This window comes from Demequina sp. NBRC 110056 (assembly GCF_002090155.1).
Taxonomy (GTDB): Bacteria; Actinomycetota; Actinomycetes; order Actinomycetales; family Demequinaceae; genus Demequina.
This window is the reverse complement of record NZ_BBRM01000003.1, coordinates 298,375-315,195: the sequence shown is the minus strand read 5'-3', so window position 1 is coordinate 315,195 and position 16,821 is coordinate 298,375. Positions and strand designations below refer to the sequence as shown.

The window sequence follows — 16,821 nt, the reverse complement described above, 5'->3', positions numbered from 1 at the left end:
GGGTTCAGCGCCTGACCCGCAAGGTGCAATGCCTAGCCCACTTGGGTGCTCGGCCTAAAGCGTCGCGCGGGTCCAGAGCGCCGCGCGGGCTCACCGCGGGTCCCTCCCCTGCCTTAGCGTCCAGTTGGTGGCTGGCTGTCGGTCTTGGTGACCCACCTGCGCGCCGATGGTGGCTGAGCGTCGACAAGGCCCAGCCGACCGCGGCACGCATTGTCGCAGTGCGACTGCCGCAACTCGACCGTTCGGCCGTAGCCGAGGCACCCGCGAATGGCACCACGGCCCGCCAGGCGGCAGACTGGCATCGAGCCGTCGTGCGATGTGACCTAGCTCCGAGAAGCGCCTGCCGCTCTCTCGATGTCCATCGCGCGGCGGCTCGCCCGTCGCGCGCCTGGCGTCGACCAGATCAGTACGAGGCGTCCGGCCCCTCAGCCCCGTCCGGCACCCACTCGGCCGCGAGCGCCTCGGACCCGCGCGCGAGCATCGCCACGTCGGCGCCCACGAGGATGAAGGCTGCCCCGGCATCGGCGTAGGACCGCGCCACCGCGGGGTCGAACGCGTTGACGCCAACCGGCGTCCCCACCTCGCGCACCGCCGAGAACGCCCGGCCCACTGCGGCCGTCACGTCCGGGTGCGTCTGCTGGCCGAGCAGCCCCATCGAGGCCGCGAGGTCGCTCGGCCCCACGAACACGCCGTCGACCCCGTCGACGGCCGCGATCTCGCGGGCGGCCGCGACCGCATCGGCCGTCTCCACCTGCACGAACAGCGACACGTGCGAGGACGCGTCGGCCAGGTAGTTCGGGACCCGGTTCCAGCGCGCCGAGCGGGCGAGCGCGGAACCCACTCCCCTGCGGCCGCGCGGCGGGTAGTGCACGGCCTCGACGGCGGCGCGGGCCTCGTCAGCGGACGACACCATCGGCACGAGGATGTTCTGCGCCCCCAGGTCGAGCAACTGCTTGAGCGTCACCGGGTCGTTCGCGGGCACGCGCACCACGGGCGTCACGGGGTACGCCGCGACCGCCTGCAGCTGCGCGAGGACAGACTCGAGCCCGTTGGGTCCGTGCTCCATGTCGATGAGCAGCCAGTCGAGGCCGCCGCCCGCGCAGATCTCGGCGATCACGGGCGAGCCCGAGCACACCCACATGCCCGCGAGGGGCCGGTCCGCCGACGCGAGCCGCGCCGCGAGGGTCGGAGGGAGCGACGGGCCGGTCACGACGCCGCCCCGCCGGTCGGGGAAGACCCGGGACCAGAGTCGGCGCCGGGGCCGGCCCCCGCGACCGCACTCGCGCCACCCGAGCTCGCGTCGGAGCGCGCGTCGTACCGCGCCTTCCACTCGGCGTTCATGGGGAACACGTCTTCGATCCGCTCGCCCTCGTCGACCCGGTCGAGCACCCAGCCGTCCTTCTCCTCGAGCTCGAGCGCCTCGCGCGCCACGACCGCCGCGAGCGCCGGCGGGATCACGATGACCCCGTCCCCGTCGCCCACGATGACGTCGCCCGGCTGAACCGACGCCCCGCCGCACGCGACGGTCACGTCCGACTCCCAGGGCACGTGACGGCGGCCGAGCACCGCGGGGTGAGCCCCCGCGGAGAAGACGGGCAGGCCGAGCCCGGCGACCGCATCGGCGTCCCGGACGGCGCCGTCGGTGACGATGCCGGTGGCCCCGAGCGCGCGGGCCCGTGCGGCGAGCACGTCGCCGAGCGTGCCGGCGTCGGTGACGCCGCGCGCCTCGATCACGATCACCTCGCCGTCGGCGACCGAGTCGAACAGGCGCTTCTGCGCGTTGTAGCCGCCGCCGTGGGACTCGAACAGGTCCTCGCGGAACGGGATGTACCTCAGCGTGCGGGCGACGCCCACGAAGGACGTCCCCGGCTTGAGGGCGGCGACGCCGTCGATCGTCACGGCGTTGAGCCCGTGCGCGCGCAGCCGCTGCGACAGGGCCGCGACGGGCGCCTTCTCGAGCAGGGCCCGCACCTCGGCGTCGAGCGCCGGCACACCAGCAGCAGTGAAGTTCACCGTCACCCCTTAGTGAATGGCCAGGTAGTCCTCGAGCGTATCGGGCGTCGCCGTCAGCAGCGGCTCGCGCACCACCTCGCCCGGGAACTCGCTGGCCTCGAAGAACCACCGGCGGCTGGCCGGCATGCCCCACTGCTGCGCGCGGCGGGGGTCGGACACGTCCCAGCGGATGGGCTCGTCCTCGAGGTCGATGAACTGGTAGTGCGTGGTGAACAGCTCGATGCGGTGCTGGTCGGGGTCGCGCAGGTACAGGAACAGCGCGTTGGAGATGCCGTGGCGGCCGGGGCCGCGGTCGATCTCCTGGCCGAAGCCGCGAGCGCCAGCGACGTCGGCGGCGTGGATGAGCGAGGTGGCGTCGGGCACCGTGTACGCGAAGTGGTGCAGGCGCGGACCGCGGCCGTTGGTGAAGACCAGGTCGTGAGTGTTGCCCTTGACCTCCATCCACGAGCCCCACAGCTCGTCGGTGCCGTCCTTGGCCGTGTACTCGCTCATCCGCATGCCCAGGCCGGTCCAGAAGTCCGTGGCCTCCTGCACGTCGAACGTCACCACCTGGTAGTGGTCGAGGCGCTGCGGCGCGCCCGCGACGAACTCGTCGAACGCGGCCATCTTGCGCTCGACCAGGCTCATCTCCGAGGTGATCTCCATGAGCGTGCCCACGGAGTCCCGGAAGCGCAGCGTGGGACCCTGGTGGTCGACCTCGACGCGCTCGTGCTCAATGCCGACCGCCTTGAAGTACTTCTCGGCGTTGAGCACGTCCTGCTCGCGGCGCACGCGCAGGCCCACGCGGTGCGCCTTGGCGACGTCGGAGCGCTCGAGCACCAGCGAGTGGTGCGCGGACTCCTCGAGGCCGCGCAGGTAGATCGCGTGGTCGGTCTCCTCCGTCACCACCAGGCCGATGGTGTCGCGGTAGAAGTCGCGGCTCTTCTCGAGGTCTTGGCATCCCATCCGCACGTGGCTCGCGCGGGTGATGTCGAACGGGGCGTCGAAGTTCGTGGTGGGCAGCGTCATCGCTGTCTCCTCTCAGGTGCGGTTCCCTCCATGGTGAAGGGCCGATGCGCTCGCTGGGAACTACCTTCCACGCACCTTGGTCATAGGCTCTGGCTATCGGCTGGGTTTGCGTATAGCGTTGAGGTTATGGAACTGCGCCACCTGCGCTACTTCGCCGCCGTCGTCGAGGCCGGCTCCCTCACGTCCGCCGCGGCGCGCCTGCACATGTCCCAGCCGCCGCTGTCCGTGGCCATCCAGAAGCTCGAGGCCGAGGTGGGCGTGCCGCTGCTCACCCGCAGCGCCAAGGGCGTCGAGCCCACGAGCGCGGGCCGCTTCCTGCTCGACCGGTCCGCCCGGGTGCTCGGCGAGGTCGACGAGATCCGCGAGGCGCTCGCGTCGTTCGGCGCGGGCACCGCGGGCAGCCTCACGCTCGCCGCCGTGCCCGCGCTGATGTGGCACCGCATCCCCGCGCTGCTGCGAGAGTTCGCGGCCGAGGCACCCGACGTCGAGGTGCACCTCGCCGACCCGCCACCGTGGACCGCCATCGACCTGCTGCTCGAGCGCCGTGCGGACGTCGCGGCGATCATCGTCGCCGACGCTGCGCGCTTCGCCGCCCGGCACCAGGGCGACCTCGACATCCACGATTGGGGCCCGGTGCCGATGGTGGTCGCGATGCCGCCCGGCACGCTCGGAGGCGCGTCCTCGCGCGGGGCCAGCACGAGCGGCGCCCGCACCGCACAGGGGAGGCGGGACGCGGGGGCGACGAGCGCATCGGCCTCCCGGACCTCCCCGCCGGACGGCGGCATTGCCGAGCCCCTGCCCGTCGCCGCGCTCGAGGGGCAGGTGCTGCTCGTGCCACGCCGCACCGCGGCCGTGCCGAGCCTTCCCGAGGCCGTCGACGACCTGCTGCGCCGCCACCGCATCGTCCCTGCCCAGATCAGGACCGTGGAGACCATCCAGACCTCGCTGCCGCTCATCGAGGCCGGGGTCGCGTGGGCGCTGCTGCCCGACCCCGACCGCGCGAGCCTGCGGCGCTTCGACGTGGAGGTGCGCCAGCTCGCCCCCGCCCCGCGGCCCCTGCGCGCGCTCGCGCTCACGCGCGCCGGCGACACCGATCCCACCGTGCGGCGATTGGTGGCCGCGATCGGGCGCGATGTCCCTGGAATCGCACACGACGCGGGATAGGATCAAGCACGGCTGAGCCGTAGTGGGCCGCGGCCCGCTTCGACGACGCAGCGACAAGGAGCTTCAGTGGCGACCAGCAAGGCCGACCAGGCGTACGACATCCTCAAGGCACGCATCATGGACGGCACCTACGCGCCGGGCCACCGCCTGGTGATCGACCAGCTCGCGCGCGAGCATGGGATCTCGTCGGTCCCCTGGCGCGAGTCGCTGCGCCGGCTCGAGGCCGAGGGCTGGGTCGACATCGTCCCCAACGTCGGAGCGCTCGTGAAGACCTTCGACACCGACGCGTGGCAGCGCACCATGCGACTCCTTGCCCGGCTCGAGGGCCTCGCCACGTCACTGTCCGCCGCGAACCTCACCGAGGAGGAGATCGCCCAGGCGCGCGAGCTCAACCGGCAGGCCGGCGAGGCGCTCGCCGACTTCGACACGGCCAGGTTCGGCGACCTCAACCGCCGCTTCCATGAGCTGCTGTGCTCCAAGTGCGAGGACGACCGGCTGTTCACGCTCGTGCACCACGAGTGGACGCGCCTCGAGCTGATCCGCCGCTCCGCCTTCTTCTACGCCCCGGGCCGGGCGCAGGCGTCGCTGTCCGAGCACGACGCGCTGCTCGACCTCATCGAGGGCGGCGCCGACCCGGACGTGATCGAGACGGCCGCACGCCGCCACGAGGTCAACACCCTCAAGGCCGTCATGGAGTACGACGCGACCCACACCGAGAACCGGCCGCAGCACGGGTCGGTCGGGAGGTTCTGAGGCTGCGTCCTCCCGGCTGCGTGCGCGCGGCCGGGAAGCGTCGCGTCGGGGCCCGCAAGTCGCCGTGGCCACTTCGCCACGTGACCGCGGCGGGAGGCGCTGAGCCGCCCAGGCTGTGCGCCTGGAGGGGCGGCGGGCTCTGCCGGGCCCGCGCGGCGCGGCGCCTAGAATGGAGGCCGCCCGCGACGCGCGCATCCTGCGGCCAGCGCCGGACGCCATCCGCTCACCCATGAGCTGAGCCGTCCGCACCCGCCCGAACGTCGCCGGCAGCCGCCGTCCCAACCCGAGGAGATCAGCCGATGCCCGGTGTCGCCGATGTCCTCACGGACGTCTCCCTCGAGATCACGGCGGCTGACCGCGAGGACCTCGGCGCAGCCGCCGTCGCGCTGGCGCCCGGCACGAGCGTCGCGATCACCCACCTGTCGACCCAGACTGGCGACGAGCACCTCGCCGCCGCACGCGCGGTCGCAGACCTGGGGCTGACGGCCATCCCCCACCTCGCCGCGCGTCGCCTCTCCACCGCCGACGAGCTCGCCTCGACCCTGAGCGCCCACGAGGACCAGGGCACGTCCGAGCGGGTGATGGTGGTCGGCGGCGACCCGCGCGAGCCTCACGGGCCGTACTCCGAAGCCGCCCAGGTCATCGAGTCCGGCCTGCTCGCGGCTCACGGCGTCCGCGAGGTCGGCATCGCCGGCTACCCCGATGGCCACCCGGCGATCCCCTCCGAGGAGCTGCATCGTTTGCTCGTGCGCAAGCTCGATGCGATCGCGGCCGACGGGATGGACGCGCGGATCGTCACCCAGTTCTGCTTCGACGTCGACGTCGTGCTGGCCTGGGTCGCGGGCGTGCGCGCAGCGGGCATCGACGTGCCGATCCGCGTGGGCGTGCCCGGCCCTGCCGGGGTGCGCCGCCTCGTCTCCTTCGCGCGCCGTTGCGGCGTCCGATCGAGCGCGACGCTGGCACGGAAGTACGGGTTCTCCGTGACCTCGCTCGTGGGCAGCGCCGGTCCGGACCGCTTCCTCGAGGGCTTCGCGGACGGGCTCGACGCGGGCGTCCACGGCGACGTGCGGGTGCACCTGTTCGCGCTCGGCGGCCTGGATGCCGCGGCCGGCTGGTTGGCACGCCACCCCGCGACGGCATGAAAGCTCGATAGCTCGAGTCGCTCGGGCTCAGCCATGCGCGCGTGCGCGCGAGCACGGCCGCCCGTGCGAGCGTGGCCGCGGGCACAGACGCGTGCACGCGCGAGTACGACGAACGCGGCCTCACGCGCGTGCGCGGGCACAGGCACAGGCGCAGGCACAGGCACAGGCGCACGCTCACGCGTACGCGTCCACGCACGTGCGCGCGAGCACGGCCGCACCTGCGCGCGCATGCGCGTGCGGCCGCGCGCGGCCGCACGAGCAGCGAGGGCCTAGGCCCCGCTCGCCTCGTTCCACTGCGCGATGAACGCCTTGCCGTAGTCGTTGCCGTGCGGCAGGCGCAGCGTGGTGTGGACGTGGAAGCGCTGCGGCACCTCGTTGCCTAGCCACACCCCCGCGTGGTGGTCGAGCTCGGCGATGATCGCCGGCCCGTGGATGCGCAGGTAGAACGGCTGCGAGCCGTCGGTCGCGCCATACCAGGCCAGGTGCGTCTCGTCCCAGAAGCGCTCGACGTCCGCGAGCGCCAGGTCGCGCTGCTCGTCGGGAAGCAGCAGCAGGAAGTCCTCAACGATCGCCAGCAGGACCCCGCGCTGGGCGTCATCGAGCTCCGCGACCGGTAGCCCCTCGAAGGGCACGACGCGGTTGTCGCGGAACGCCCCCGCCACGTGGCGCTCGTCGGCCGGGTGCAGGCGGCCCTCCGGCATGGCCGGATCGAGGACCGTCGCGTACACCACCGCCTGCGAGCGCTGCTCGTCGGTCAGCGACGAGGCGAGCGCGATGCCAAGCCGCTCGCGCGCGTCGAACAGCGGCGGGCGCTCGCCGTCGGTCAGCGCCGGCTCCGCGCCGATGAACACCGGCGCGGCCACCTGCCGCCCGCCCACGAACACGACGTTGAGGTCGACGTGATGGCCGAAGAGCTGGAAGCCCCAGGGCTCGGTCGCGCTCGGCTCCCCGAACAGCGAGAACCAGTACGACTTGTCGTTCATCAGCAGCGGCAGCTCGGTGAGCTCGCCGAGGTAGCCGTTAAGCGCCATCGCCTCGTGGACGCGCTCGTAGCCCTCGGGGCTCAGCGCCGCCTCGACCACGCGAAGGGCCGCGCGCGCCTGCTCATCCGTGAGCTCCTCGAGCCGGAGACCCACCTCGTGGATGACGAACTCGGGGTTGGACCACGCACGCCATTCGGGCGCGTCGAGTGGGTACGCGACCGCCTCGGCTTGGCTCTCGTCGAGCAGGGCAAGCAGCGCATCGGCCGCCTGGGCGGCACGCGCCTGCTCGGGCGTGCCCGCGCCGACTAGCCCCGCGCCCGCACCGTGCTCGCCACCCCCGGAGGCTCCGTCGACGCCCGAGTCGGCAGGCGCATCGGCCCTCACGCCTTCCCCTCCCGTCGAGGAGGTGCCGTGGCCCCCCGAGCCGGCGAGCGCATCGGCGCTACGAGCCCACACCTCGGTGCGGACGGTGCCGTCCTCGGTGATGCCGCGGAACGGCTCGTCGTAGAGCGCGCGCCAGTCGGCGAGCAGCTCCTGGACGAAGTCGGGCTCGCGCTTGCGCCGCGAGAACTCCGCGTAGTCGAGCCCGCGCCAGTCCGCGAGCACCGGGTCCTCCGGCGCGAACAGGAACTCCCGGTAGCTGTCCGCGCTGACCGTCACCGCGTCGTCGCGAGCCGCCGTCCTGGCCGTCGAGAACCACGCGTCGAGAGCCTCCGACGGCGTCCCGTCCTGCTCAGCCATGCGCGCGACTCAGCTGGCCTGGCGCAGCGCCGAGGGCACCGCGACGCGACGCTGCTGACGGGCGGCGCGACGCTCGTCGCGGCCCTCGGGGCTCGACGACGGGCTCGCCGCGAGCAGCGACCGCGTGTACTCGTGCTGCGGAGCCTCGAACAGCGCGTCCGTGGTGTTCTCCTCGACCAGCTCGCCGAGCTTCAGCACGCCCACGCGGTGCGAGATGTGGCGCACCACGCCCAGGTCGTGGGTGATGAACAGGTAGCTGACGCCGGACTCCTTCTGGAGGTCCATGAGCAGGTTGATGATCTGGCTCTGGGTCGACAGGTCGAGCGCGCTGACCGCCTCGTCGCAGATCACCAGGCGCGGCTCGAGCACGAGCGCGCGGGCGATCGCCACGCGCTGCAGCTGACCGCCCGACATCTCCGACGGGAAGCGGTCGAGGTGCGCGGCCGTGAGGCCCACCTGCTCGAACACCTCGAGGGCCTTCGCACGGCGCGAGGCGCGGTCGCCGATGCCGTGGCGCTTGAGCGCGTCCGTGACGGCCCGACCCACGCGGTGGCGCGGGTTGAGCGAGGCGCCCGGGTCCTGGTAGACCGCCTGCACGTCGCGGCGGTACGACAGCGGGGTGCGCGATCCCATCGCGCCCACGTCGGTGCCGTCGAACGTGACGGTGCCTCCGGCGATGTCCGCGAGGCGCAGGATCGCGCGCCCGGTGGTCGACTTGCCCGATCCCGACTCGCCCACGAGTCCGTAGGTCTCGCCGGGCGCGATGTGGAAGCTCACGCCCTTGACCACCGTGGTCATGCGCTTGCGGAACATGCCGCCCTTCGCCTCGTAGGCAACCTCGAGGTCGCGGACGTCGAGCAGGGGCCGGTGGGCCGTCATCGGGATGATCACCTCGCGATCCATTCTCCATCAGCGGTCACGAAGTCCGCGATGGTGGGCAGACGGTCGACCTTGTGGTCGGCCGTCGGGTGGGACGCCAGCAGCGCCTTCGTGTAGGGGTGGTGCGGCTCGTGGAAGAGGCTGAACACGTCGTTCACCTCGAGCAGCTCGCCGTGGTACATGATCGCCACGCGGTCGCAGGCCTCCGCGGCCACGCCAAGGTCGTGGGTGATGTTGATGACGGCCATGCCCAGCTTGTCGCGCAGGTCGAGCACGAGGTCGAGCACCTGGCTCTGCGTCGTCACGTCGAGCGCGGAGGTCGCCTCGTCGAGGATCAGCACGTCGGGGTCGCCCGCGAGCGCGATGGCGATCGCGACGCGCTGCGCCATGCCGCCCGAGAACTGGTGCGGGTACTGGTCGAGCCGGTTCGCGGCGTCCTTGACGCCCACCATGTCGAGCAGGTCCGCGGCCTGGTCACGCGCGGCCTTCTTCGACATGCCGTGGTGCACGCGCAGCGGGTCCACCAGCTGGCGGCCCACGGTGTGCACCGGCGACAGGTTCGCCTGCGGGTTCTGGAACACGACGCCGAGCTTCTTGCCGCGGATCGAGCGCAGCTGGCGCTCCGTGCGGCCCACGAGCTCCTCGCCGGCGAGCTCGACCGAGCCCGACTCGACGCGGACGCCAGCGGGCAGCAGCCCGAGGATCGACTTCGCGAGCATCGACTTGCCGGAGCCGGACTCGCCGAGCAGGCCCATGATCTCGCCGCGACCCACCGTGAGGCTGAGGTCCGTGACGAGCGGCACGACCTCGCCGTCGGGACGGTCGGCGACGATGCGCATGTCACGCACCGCGAGCACCGTCTCGGGGTGCAGCGGGGTGGTGATGAGGGCGCTCGCCGTGGCCGGGATGACCGATGCGGTCGCCGCCTGGGCGGCGTCCGTGGCGGTCTCGCGGGCCTCGGCGCTCTGGCGCGCCTTCTCGACGTCGGCGAGGCTGGGGGCGAGGGCGCGGGCCTTCTTGCGCTGCTTGCGGGTGGTGCGCGCACCCGACAGGGCGTCGTTGATGCCGTCGCCCAGCAGGTTCAGCGCGAGCACGGTGACCACGATCGCGATGCCGGGCGGCAGCGCCATCCACGGGTGGTCGACCTGGTGCTCGGCGGCGACGCGCAGCATGCCGCCCCACGACGGCTGGTCGTCGGGCAGACCCAGACCGAGGAACGACAGCGCCGCCTCGACCTTGATCGCGTTACCCAGGAACACCGCGCCCTGGACCGCGAGCGGGCCCACGAGGTTGGGCAGCACCTGGCCGAAGACGATCTGCCGGTTGCGTAGGCCGGACACGTGGGCCGACTCGACGTAGAGCTTCTTGCGCTCGGTGAGCGTGATCGCGCGGACCATGCGCGCGAAGTTCATCGAGAAGATGAGGCCGATCGCGAAGATGAGGATCAGGGTGCCGCGGCCGAGGATCGCGATGACGACGAAGCCGATCATGATGCCGGGCATCGCGTCCGCGATGTCCATCACGCGCGAGCCGATGCGGTCGTACCAGCCGCCCTTGTAGCCGAGGATGAGGCCCATCGGGACGCCGATGAGCATCGCGACGAACACCGAGCCGACGCCCACGACGAGCGCGGTGCGCGCGGCGTAGATGAGCTGGCTGAGGATGTCGTGGCCGAAGTCGTCGGTGCCGAGCGGGTGCTCGGCCGACGGGCCCGCGAGCACCGCGGTGAAGTCGGTCTCTCCCGGCGCGTAGGGCGCGATGAGCGGCGCGAACGCGGCGATGAGCACGATGATCGCGACGGTGATGATGGCCGCGAGGGTGACGGGCTGGTGGCGCAGGCGGCCCCAGGCCTGGCGGATGCCGGAGGCCTGGCGGGCGGCCGGGGCGGAGGCGGCCGCGGGGCCGACGGTGGACGTGGTCATGCGGGCCTCGCCTGGGGGTTGATCAGTCCGTACAGGACGTCGATGAGCAGGTTGACGGCGATCACCAGGGTCGCGGTGAACAGGACCACGCCCTGCACGACCGGGAAGTCCTGGCCGATGGTGCTGGTGAGCATCAGCGAGCCCAGGCCCGGGAAGGAGAAGACCTTCTCGATGACGAAGCTCACGCCGATGAGGATCGCGAACACGACGCCGATCGAGGCGAGCACCGGCACCATGGCGTTCTTGACGCCGTACGAGTAGAGGATCTTGCGACGCGGGACGCCGGCTGCCGTGAGTGTGTCCGTGTACGGAGCGGCCAGGGCGCGCACCATCGCCGCCCTCGTCTGGCGGGCGATGATCGCGCCGCCGGTGATGCCGAGCGTCAGGGACGGGAGGATGAGGCCCACGAACCAGCCCCACGGGTCGACGGAGAACGGCACCCAGCCGACGATCGGCAGCCACCCCAGCTGGGCGGCGAAGATCGTCGTGAGGATGATGCCGAGCCAGAACTCGGGGATCGCGATGCCCAGGACGGTGCCGCCGGTGAGGAGGCGGTCCGCCTTGGTGCCGGGGCGGGTGCCGGTGTAGACACCGACACCCACCCCGAGCACGATGGCGACGACCATGCCGCCGAGGATCATCGACAGCGTCGCGGGGATGCGCTGGGCCAGCATGTCCGTCACGGGCAGCCCGGAACGGTACGCCGTCCCGAGGTCACCGTGCAGGAGGCCGCCGAACCACTCGACCAGTCGCTGGCCGACGGGCTCGTTGAGACCCAACTGCTCCTCCACCAGTGCGATGGACTCCGGTGTGGCCGAGACCCCAAGGATCGCGGCCGCCGGAGATCCCGGCACAAGGTAGGTCAGCGAGAACACCACCACTGACACCACCACGAGCTGCGGTATGGCGAACCCCAGCCGGTAGAGAACGAGCTTCCCCATCGAAACTGACTCCTCGTCGTTACTGTCTGTCTGCTACCGAGATCAGGATCCCGCGGGACGCAGGTCGCGGTAGTTGATGAGCACGGTCTCCCACTTCTCGCTCGGTGCGGCGGCACCGGACACCGTGTCCGTGTTCACCGCGACGAGCTCCTGGGAGACGATGTGCGCACAGGTGAGCGCCTCGTCGGCGATGATCTTGGTGACCTCGCCCCAGAGGGTGTCGGCCTCGTCGCCCATGCCCGCAGCGATCGCCGCGTCGGCGGCGTCCTTGAGGGCGTCGGACTCGACACCGGCCGGGTTGCCCGGGGCGTCGGCCGCGAACCACGCCGAGTACCAGTCGTACGGCGTGAGCTCGTCGTTCGAGCCCAGTCCGATCGGGTAGGCGCCGGCGTTCCACTCCGAGAAGTACTGGGGCGGCGGGGCCTCCTGGACCGTGAGGTTGAAGCCGAGCTCGCCCATCTGGTCCGCGTAGACCGAGATCTGGCGGTTGTTGAACGAGGTCGACAGCCAATCGCCCTCGACCGCGGGGCTGCCCACCGAGCTGTACAGCTGCTCGGCGCGTTCGAGGTCGTGGGAGTAGCCGGTGATGGCCGAGTTGTAGCCCGGCTCCCCCTCGGCGAAGTGCTGCGTCGTCGGGGTGACGTCGGGGTCGAGGTCCGCGACCACCTGCGTGTCGATCGCGTAGCACGCCGCCTGGCGCACCTCGAGGTCCTCGAACATGCCGCCAGGGCCGCGGTCGAAGAACAGCGGGTTGTTGCGGATGGCCGGGTAAGCGATCGAGTCGAAGTTGCCCGCGGACTCGAAGACGCTCAGCTGGTCGAGCTCGGTGTCGGTGATGTCGATCTCGCCGTTGGTCATCGCGGTGGTCGCCGCGTTGTCCTCCTGGATGGCGAACAGCTGCACCGTCTCGAAGCCCGGAGCGTCGCCCCAGTACTCGGCGAACGGCCCGAACGTCATGCGGGTACCGGCGATCGAGGCGGCCTCGTCGTAGGCCCAGGGGCCGGTGCCGACGGGGGTCTGCGCGATGGTGCCGGCCTCGATCGCGGCCGGGCTCGCCATCGGCGCGGCACGCGTCGACAGCGTGGTCAGCAGCGACGGGGTGGGCTGTGCGAGGTTGAGCTGCACCGTGAGCTCGTCGACGACGTCGATCGAGTCGACCACCTGGAACGGTCCCGCGTAGGGGCCGGGGGTGTTCTTGATGAGCTCGATGTTGACCTTGACGGCCTCCGCGTCGAACGGGGTGCCGTCGTGGAAGGTCACGCCGGGCTGCAGGCTCAGCGTGAGCGCCTCGTCGGTCTGCTCCCACGAGGCGGCGAGCCACGGCATGGGCTGACCGTTCTCGAGGCGGGTGAGGTTCTCGTAGGGGACGCGCATGTAGCCCGCCTCCATCTCGGCGCCGGGCGCCCAGTTCTCGGGGAAGCCACCCCAGTTGGCGCGCAGGACCGAACCGGCGACCTGGCCGCCGGCGCCGGGCGCGGCGGTCTCCTCCGAGGTCGTGGTGGGGTCAGCGCTGGTCTCGTCGGTGGGGTCGTCGGAGCTGCAAGCGCCGAGCAGCAGCGCGGCGGCCGCGACGGGGACGGCGAGCCGGGCGAAGCGTGTGGTCTTCATCATGGTTCTGGCGCCTCCTTGCGCCGGTGAACTCGTGGCTGTCGATTCTAGGGGCCGTGGGCCGTGCGCGAGACCAGCTCGCGAGCGACCCGTGGGGTGGGGACGGGTCAGGTGATTCCGCTCTCCCTGACGGGCGCGGCGGGCATGGATGATCCCGAGCCGAGCCGGACGGACGACGAGCCGCGTGAGCCTCGTGAGCGAGTGGCGGGAAGGTCGGAGACACGCGAAGCAGCGTCACTGCATGCGGTGCGGTGATGCGGAGCCCTCATGGATCCTGCCTCCCCGTCGACTCGTCCTCGAGCCGACCTCGTCGTGTCTGTGGATCGTATACGACACCAGAATCCTGCGCAAGATCGCATACGAACTTGTGACGGTATCGGTTCGGTAACGGCGCCAGGATCCGCTTGTTTATACGGGATCTGCGCCTCGAAGGGCCGCGGCGCCCCGAGCCCACACCATGCGATTCGCGTCCGACCCTTGCCCAAGATCGATGGACTGTATATGATTTTCGTCACGCCGAGGCTTGCGTCCCATCAGGGCCGCGAACCCCGGCGCAGGAGTCTCGCAGCGTCGCGAGGCGGGGGACGGCCACGTCCCCAGCCCCAGGCCTGCGTCGCTCCCCACCCGTGAAGGAGGCACGCAGCGTGAAGGCAACGGCAGCTCACAAGCCCAGCCAGCGCATCGGCTTGCCCTCATCCCCACACGCGCACGCCCCCCAGCCCGCGCATCGGCCCTACCGAGGACTTGCCTCATGACCACCGAGAACGTCTCGAAGTCCCAGCGCGCGTACGACTGGATCAAGGCACGGATCGCGTCGCAGGAGTTCACCCCCGGCTATCGCCTGGTGCTCGGCACCATCGCCAAGGAGCTCGACATGTCCGTCGTGCCCGTGCGCGAGGCGGTGCGCCAGCTCGAGGCCGAGCGCGTGGTCACCTTCGAGCGCAACGTCGGCGCGCGCGTCGCGATGGTCGACGACTCGGACTACCGGGCCACCATGCAGGCCGTGTCGATCGTCGAGTCCGCGGCGACCGCCCTCGCGTCACGCTCCCTCACCGTCGACGACATCCGCCAGGCCCGCTCCGTCAACGAGGTGATGGTGCGCTCGCTCGAGCGGTTCGACCCGCGCACCTTCAGCGCGCTCAACCAGGAGTTCCACCACCTCCTGTACTCGCGCTGCCCCAACCACCGGCTCGTCGAGATCGTCGACGCCGAGTGGGGGCGCATGAGCCACCTGCGCGACTCCATCTTCACCTTCGTGCCCGGCCGCGCCGCCGAGTCGGTCGAGGAGCACGAGGAGATCCTCGTCCTCATCGAGCGCGGCGCCCGGCTCGAGGACATCGAGGCGGCCGTGCGCCGCCACCGCACCGGGACGCTCGCCGCGTACCTGGTCCACGAGCACCCCGACGAGACGCTCGGCCTACCCGTCGCCGACGGCGCCCGGCTCTAGCCCCACCGACCGCCCAGGAGGACGGATGCTTCCCCAGCCCACGATCGCCGCGCTCGCCGACGAGCTCGCCGACGCCCACCGCTCCCGCGGCGTGATCGAGCGCATCACCGCGCGTCACCCCGAAGCGACCGTCGAGGACTCCTACGCGATCCAGGGGCTATGGCGCGACCGCGCGCTGGCCGACGGACGCCGGCTCGTGGGCCGCAAGATCGGGCTGACGTCCAAGGCTATGCAGCAGGCCACCGGGATCTCCGAGCCCGACTACGGCGTGATCCTCGACGACACCGTCTGGGAGTCCGGCTCCGTCGTGCCGTTCGACGACTTCTCCAACGTGCGCATCGAGGTGGAGCTCGCGTTCGTGCTCGCCTCGCCGCTCGAGGGGCCGCACTGCACGGTCTTCGACGTGCTGCGCGCCACCGAGTACGTCACGCCCGCGCTCGAGATCCTCAACTCGCACATCGAGCTCGAGGGCCGCACCATCGTCGACACCATCGCGGACAACGCCGCGTACGGCGGGCTGGTGCTGGGCGGACGGCCCGTCGCCCCCGCCGACGTCGACCTACGCTGGGTGGGCGCGATGCTCTACCGCAACGAGACCATCGAGGAGACCGGGGTCGCCGGCGGCGTGCTGGGCAACCCCGCCTCCGGCGTCGCGTGGCTCGCGAACAAGCTCCACCAGCACGGCGACTCGCTCGCCGCCGGCGAGGTCATCCTCGCGGGCTCGTTCACGCGGCCCGTCTGGTGCGAGCGCGGCGACTCGATCCTGTGCGACTACGGGCCCCTCGGGAACGTCACCGTCAGGTTCGAGTAGGCGACGGGCGGGCGGGAGCCAGCCCGCGCATCGGCGCTGCTGACGTGGCCGATGCTCGGCCGTCGACAGTTCCGAACATCTGCGGCTCCGACACCCCGGGCGCGAGGCGCGACGGGCCCGGTGCGGCGGCGTGTCGCGGCGCGAATGTTCGAAAATGTCGGGCCGGAAGAGCATCGGCGCCCGACAGTTTGAACCACGACACGCGCCGACACCCCGGCGCGAGGGCCCTTGGAGCCCGTCGCACCGGGGTGTCGCGTCGCGGATTGGTTCAAACTGTCAGGAGAACCGCCTAGATCGGCAGGTTGAACATCTCCTTGGCGTTCTTCCACAGGATCTTCTCGCGGTCCTCGTCGGAGACCTCGATCTCGTTCTTCAGGAACTCCACACCCTGGCTCATCCAGGAGTAGAACACCGGGAACGACGAGCCGAACATGTAGTGGTCCGCGCCGTTGATCTTGATCGCGGCCTCGACCTGCTCCTTGCCCCACGAGTGCGGGTGCGTCATGTCGAAGAAGATGTTGTTCTCGAGGTACTTGCGGATCGCGTCGCCGCCCGTGGGGTCGAGGCGCTGCATGGCCTCCTTCTTGTGGGTGGCGTGCGGCGTCATGAGCGCGGTGTTGGCGAACCAGTTGCCGCCGAACATGGTGTGCGTGAACTTGAGATTGGGCCACCGGTCGAACATGCCGGAGAACAGCTCGCGGCCCACGGCGGTGGCCTGGTCGACGATGCGGCCGTACTCGCGGCGCAGGTTGGTGTAGTCGATGACCGAGCGCCACTCGACGGGCAGCGGGGTGTGGTGCACGATGACCGGCACGTTCAGCTCGTTGATCGCGTCGAGGTACGGCGCGAAGGCCTCGTCGTCGAGGTAGAGCTGGCCGTAGTGGCACGCGAGCTGGACGGCGACGGCGCCGTTGTCGAGGCAGCGCTTGAGCTCGTCGATGTTCTCCTGGCCGCCCCATGGCGGCACGCAGGCGGTCGAGAACAGGCGGCCGCCCGAGCGCGACACGATGTCGTGGGCGTTGTCGTTGACCACCTTGCACGTGTCCAGGCGCAGCCACTCCTGCCACACCGGCACGCGCATGATGCCGTAGTCGACGCCGGCCTCGTCCATCGCGGCGAGCTTGGCGTCGACGTTGTAGTCACCCTCGACGTAGTTGAGGTTCTGGTAGCCGGCGGGCTTCTCGAGGATGAGCTGACGGCGCCCGTCCTCCATGGTCTTGACGGTGGCGATCTCGCCGAAGCCGCGCGGCGCGGTCGACAGGAAGCCGTTCAGGGTCTGCTCGTTGTCGAACAGGTCCTCGGGGAGGTGGTGGATGTTGATGTCGACGACGGTCATGGTCGTCCCTTCTGTGGGTCGTGGAAGTCTGCGTGAGGGTCGCGTCGGGGGACGCGGTCGGAGCGCCGATGCG

Annotated in this window: 14 protein-coding genes; 5 read left to right on the top strand and 9 right to left on the bottom strand. The window is 71.2% G+C overall.

Going from position 1 to position 16,821, the window contains the following annotated elements:
* Nucleotides 1-403: 403 nt before the first annotated feature.
* From B7K25_RS05905 to hpaD, 3 genes are read right to left on the bottom strand one after another with little or no spacing between them, the layout of a single operon-like run.
* A complete protein-coding gene (locus B7K25_RS05905; protein WP_234988094.1) occupies nucleotides 404-1,210 on the bottom strand; it encodes an HpcH/HpaI aldolase/citrate lyase family protein in 807 nt (268 codons plus the stop codon).
* Nucleotides 1,207-2,013, bottom strand: coding sequence for a hypothetical protein (locus B7K25_RS05900; RefSeq protein WP_371328288.1), 807 nt, complete (start codon nucleotides 2,011-2,013; stop codon nucleotides 1,207-1,209). The genes B7K25_RS05905 and B7K25_RS05900 overlap by 4 nt, the downstream gene beginning before the upstream one ends.
* Nucleotides 2,014-2,022: 9 nt before the next feature.
* Complete coding sequence (gene hpaD / locus B7K25_RS05895) at nucleotides 2,023-3,021, bottom strand: 3,4-dihydroxyphenylacetate 2,3-dioxygenase (RefSeq protein WP_084104780.1); 999 nt, start codon at nucleotides 3,019-3,021, stop codon at nucleotides 2,023-2,025.
* Between the two features lie 126 nt (nucleotides 3,022-3,147).
* Between hpaD and B7K25_RS05890 the strand changes: the two genes are divergently transcribed.
* The 3 genes from B7K25_RS05890 to B7K25_RS05880 all read left to right on the top strand — a co-directional run bounded on the left by B7K25_RS05890 (nucleotide 3,148) and on the right by B7K25_RS05880 (nucleotide 6,080).
* Nucleotides 3,148-4,185, top strand: coding sequence for a LysR family transcriptional regulator (locus B7K25_RS05890; protein ID WP_159450132.1), 1,038 nt, complete (start codon nucleotides 3,148-3,150; stop codon nucleotides 4,183-4,185).
* Between the two features lie 66 nt (nucleotides 4,186-4,251).
* Nucleotides 4,252-4,938 carry a GntR family transcriptional regulator gene (locus B7K25_RS05885; RefSeq protein ID WP_234988093.1) on the top strand — a complete coding sequence of 229 codons (687 nt, stop codon included), beginning with the start codon at nucleotides 4,252-4,254 and terminating at the stop codon, nucleotides 4,936-4,938.
* Nucleotides 4,939-5,237: 299 nt separating this feature from the next.
* Nucleotides 5,238-6,080 carry a methylenetetrahydrofolate reductase gene (locus B7K25_RS05880; RefSeq protein ID WP_084104778.1) on the top strand — a complete coding sequence of 281 codons (843 nt, stop codon included), beginning with the start codon at nucleotides 5,238-5,240 and terminating at the stop codon, nucleotides 6,078-6,080.
* 269 nt (nucleotides 6,081-6,349) lie between these two features.
* Here the strand turns inward: B7K25_RS05880 and B7K25_RS05875 are convergent, their stop codons facing one another.
* From B7K25_RS05875 to B7K25_RS05855, 5 genes are read right to left on the bottom strand one after another with little or no spacing between them, the layout of a single operon-like run.
* A complete protein-coding gene (locus tag B7K25_RS05875; protein WP_084104777.1) occupies nucleotides 6,350-7,804 on the bottom strand; it encodes a DUF3500 domain-containing protein in 1,455 nt (484 codons plus the stop codon).
* A 9-nt stretch (nucleotides 7,805-7,813) separates the two neighbouring features.
* Complete coding sequence (locus B7K25_RS05870) at nucleotides 7,814-8,695, bottom strand: ATP-binding cassette domain-containing protein (protein WP_304441524.1); 882 nt, start codon at nucleotides 8,693-8,695, stop codon at nucleotides 7,814-7,816.
* Nucleotides 8,692-10,605, bottom strand: coding sequence for a dipeptide/oligopeptide/nickel ABC transporter permease/ATP-binding protein (locus B7K25_RS05865; RefSeq protein WP_084104776.1), 1,914 nt, complete (start codon nucleotides 10,603-10,605; stop codon nucleotides 8,692-8,694). Before B7K25_RS05865 ends, B7K25_RS05870 begins: the two co-directional genes overlap by 4 nt.
* Nucleotides 10,602-11,546: an ABC transporter permease gene (locus B7K25_RS05860; protein WP_084104775.1), complete on the bottom strand. Its 945-nt coding sequence runs from the start codon at nucleotides 11,544-11,546 to the stop codon at nucleotides 10,602-10,604. The genes B7K25_RS05865 and B7K25_RS05860 overlap by 4 nt, the downstream gene beginning before the upstream one ends.
* Nucleotides 11,547-11,588: 42 nt before the next feature.
* On the bottom strand, nucleotides 11,589-13,157 hold the full coding sequence (locus B7K25_RS05855) for an ABC transporter substrate-binding protein (RefSeq protein WP_084104774.1): 1,569 nt from the start codon (nucleotides 13,155-13,157) through the stop codon (nucleotides 11,589-11,591).
* Nucleotides 13,158-13,905: 748 nt separating this feature from the next.
* On the opposite strand from B7K25_RS05855, the gene B7K25_RS05850 reads away from it, so the two are divergent.
* Both B7K25_RS05850 and hpaH read left to right on the top strand, forming a co-directional pair.
* Entirely contained in the window at nucleotides 13,906-14,601 is a 696-nt protein-coding gene (locus B7K25_RS05850; protein WP_084104773.1) for a GntR family transcriptional regulator, read from the top strand.
* Nucleotides 14,602-14,626: 25 nt separating this feature from the next.
* A complete protein-coding gene (hpaH, locus tag B7K25_RS05845; protein WP_084104772.1) occupies nucleotides 14,627-15,412 on the top strand; it encodes a 2-oxo-hept-4-ene-1,7-dioate hydratase in 786 nt (261 codons plus the stop codon).
* Nucleotides 15,413-15,701: 289 nt separating this feature from the next.
* Here the strand turns inward: hpaH and B7K25_RS05840 are convergent, their stop codons facing one another.
* A complete protein-coding gene (locus B7K25_RS05840) occupies nucleotides 15,702-16,748 on the bottom strand; it encodes an amidohydrolase family protein (protein WP_084104771.1) in 1,047 nt (348 codons plus the stop codon).
* Nucleotides 16,749-16,821 lie beyond the last annotated feature (73 nt).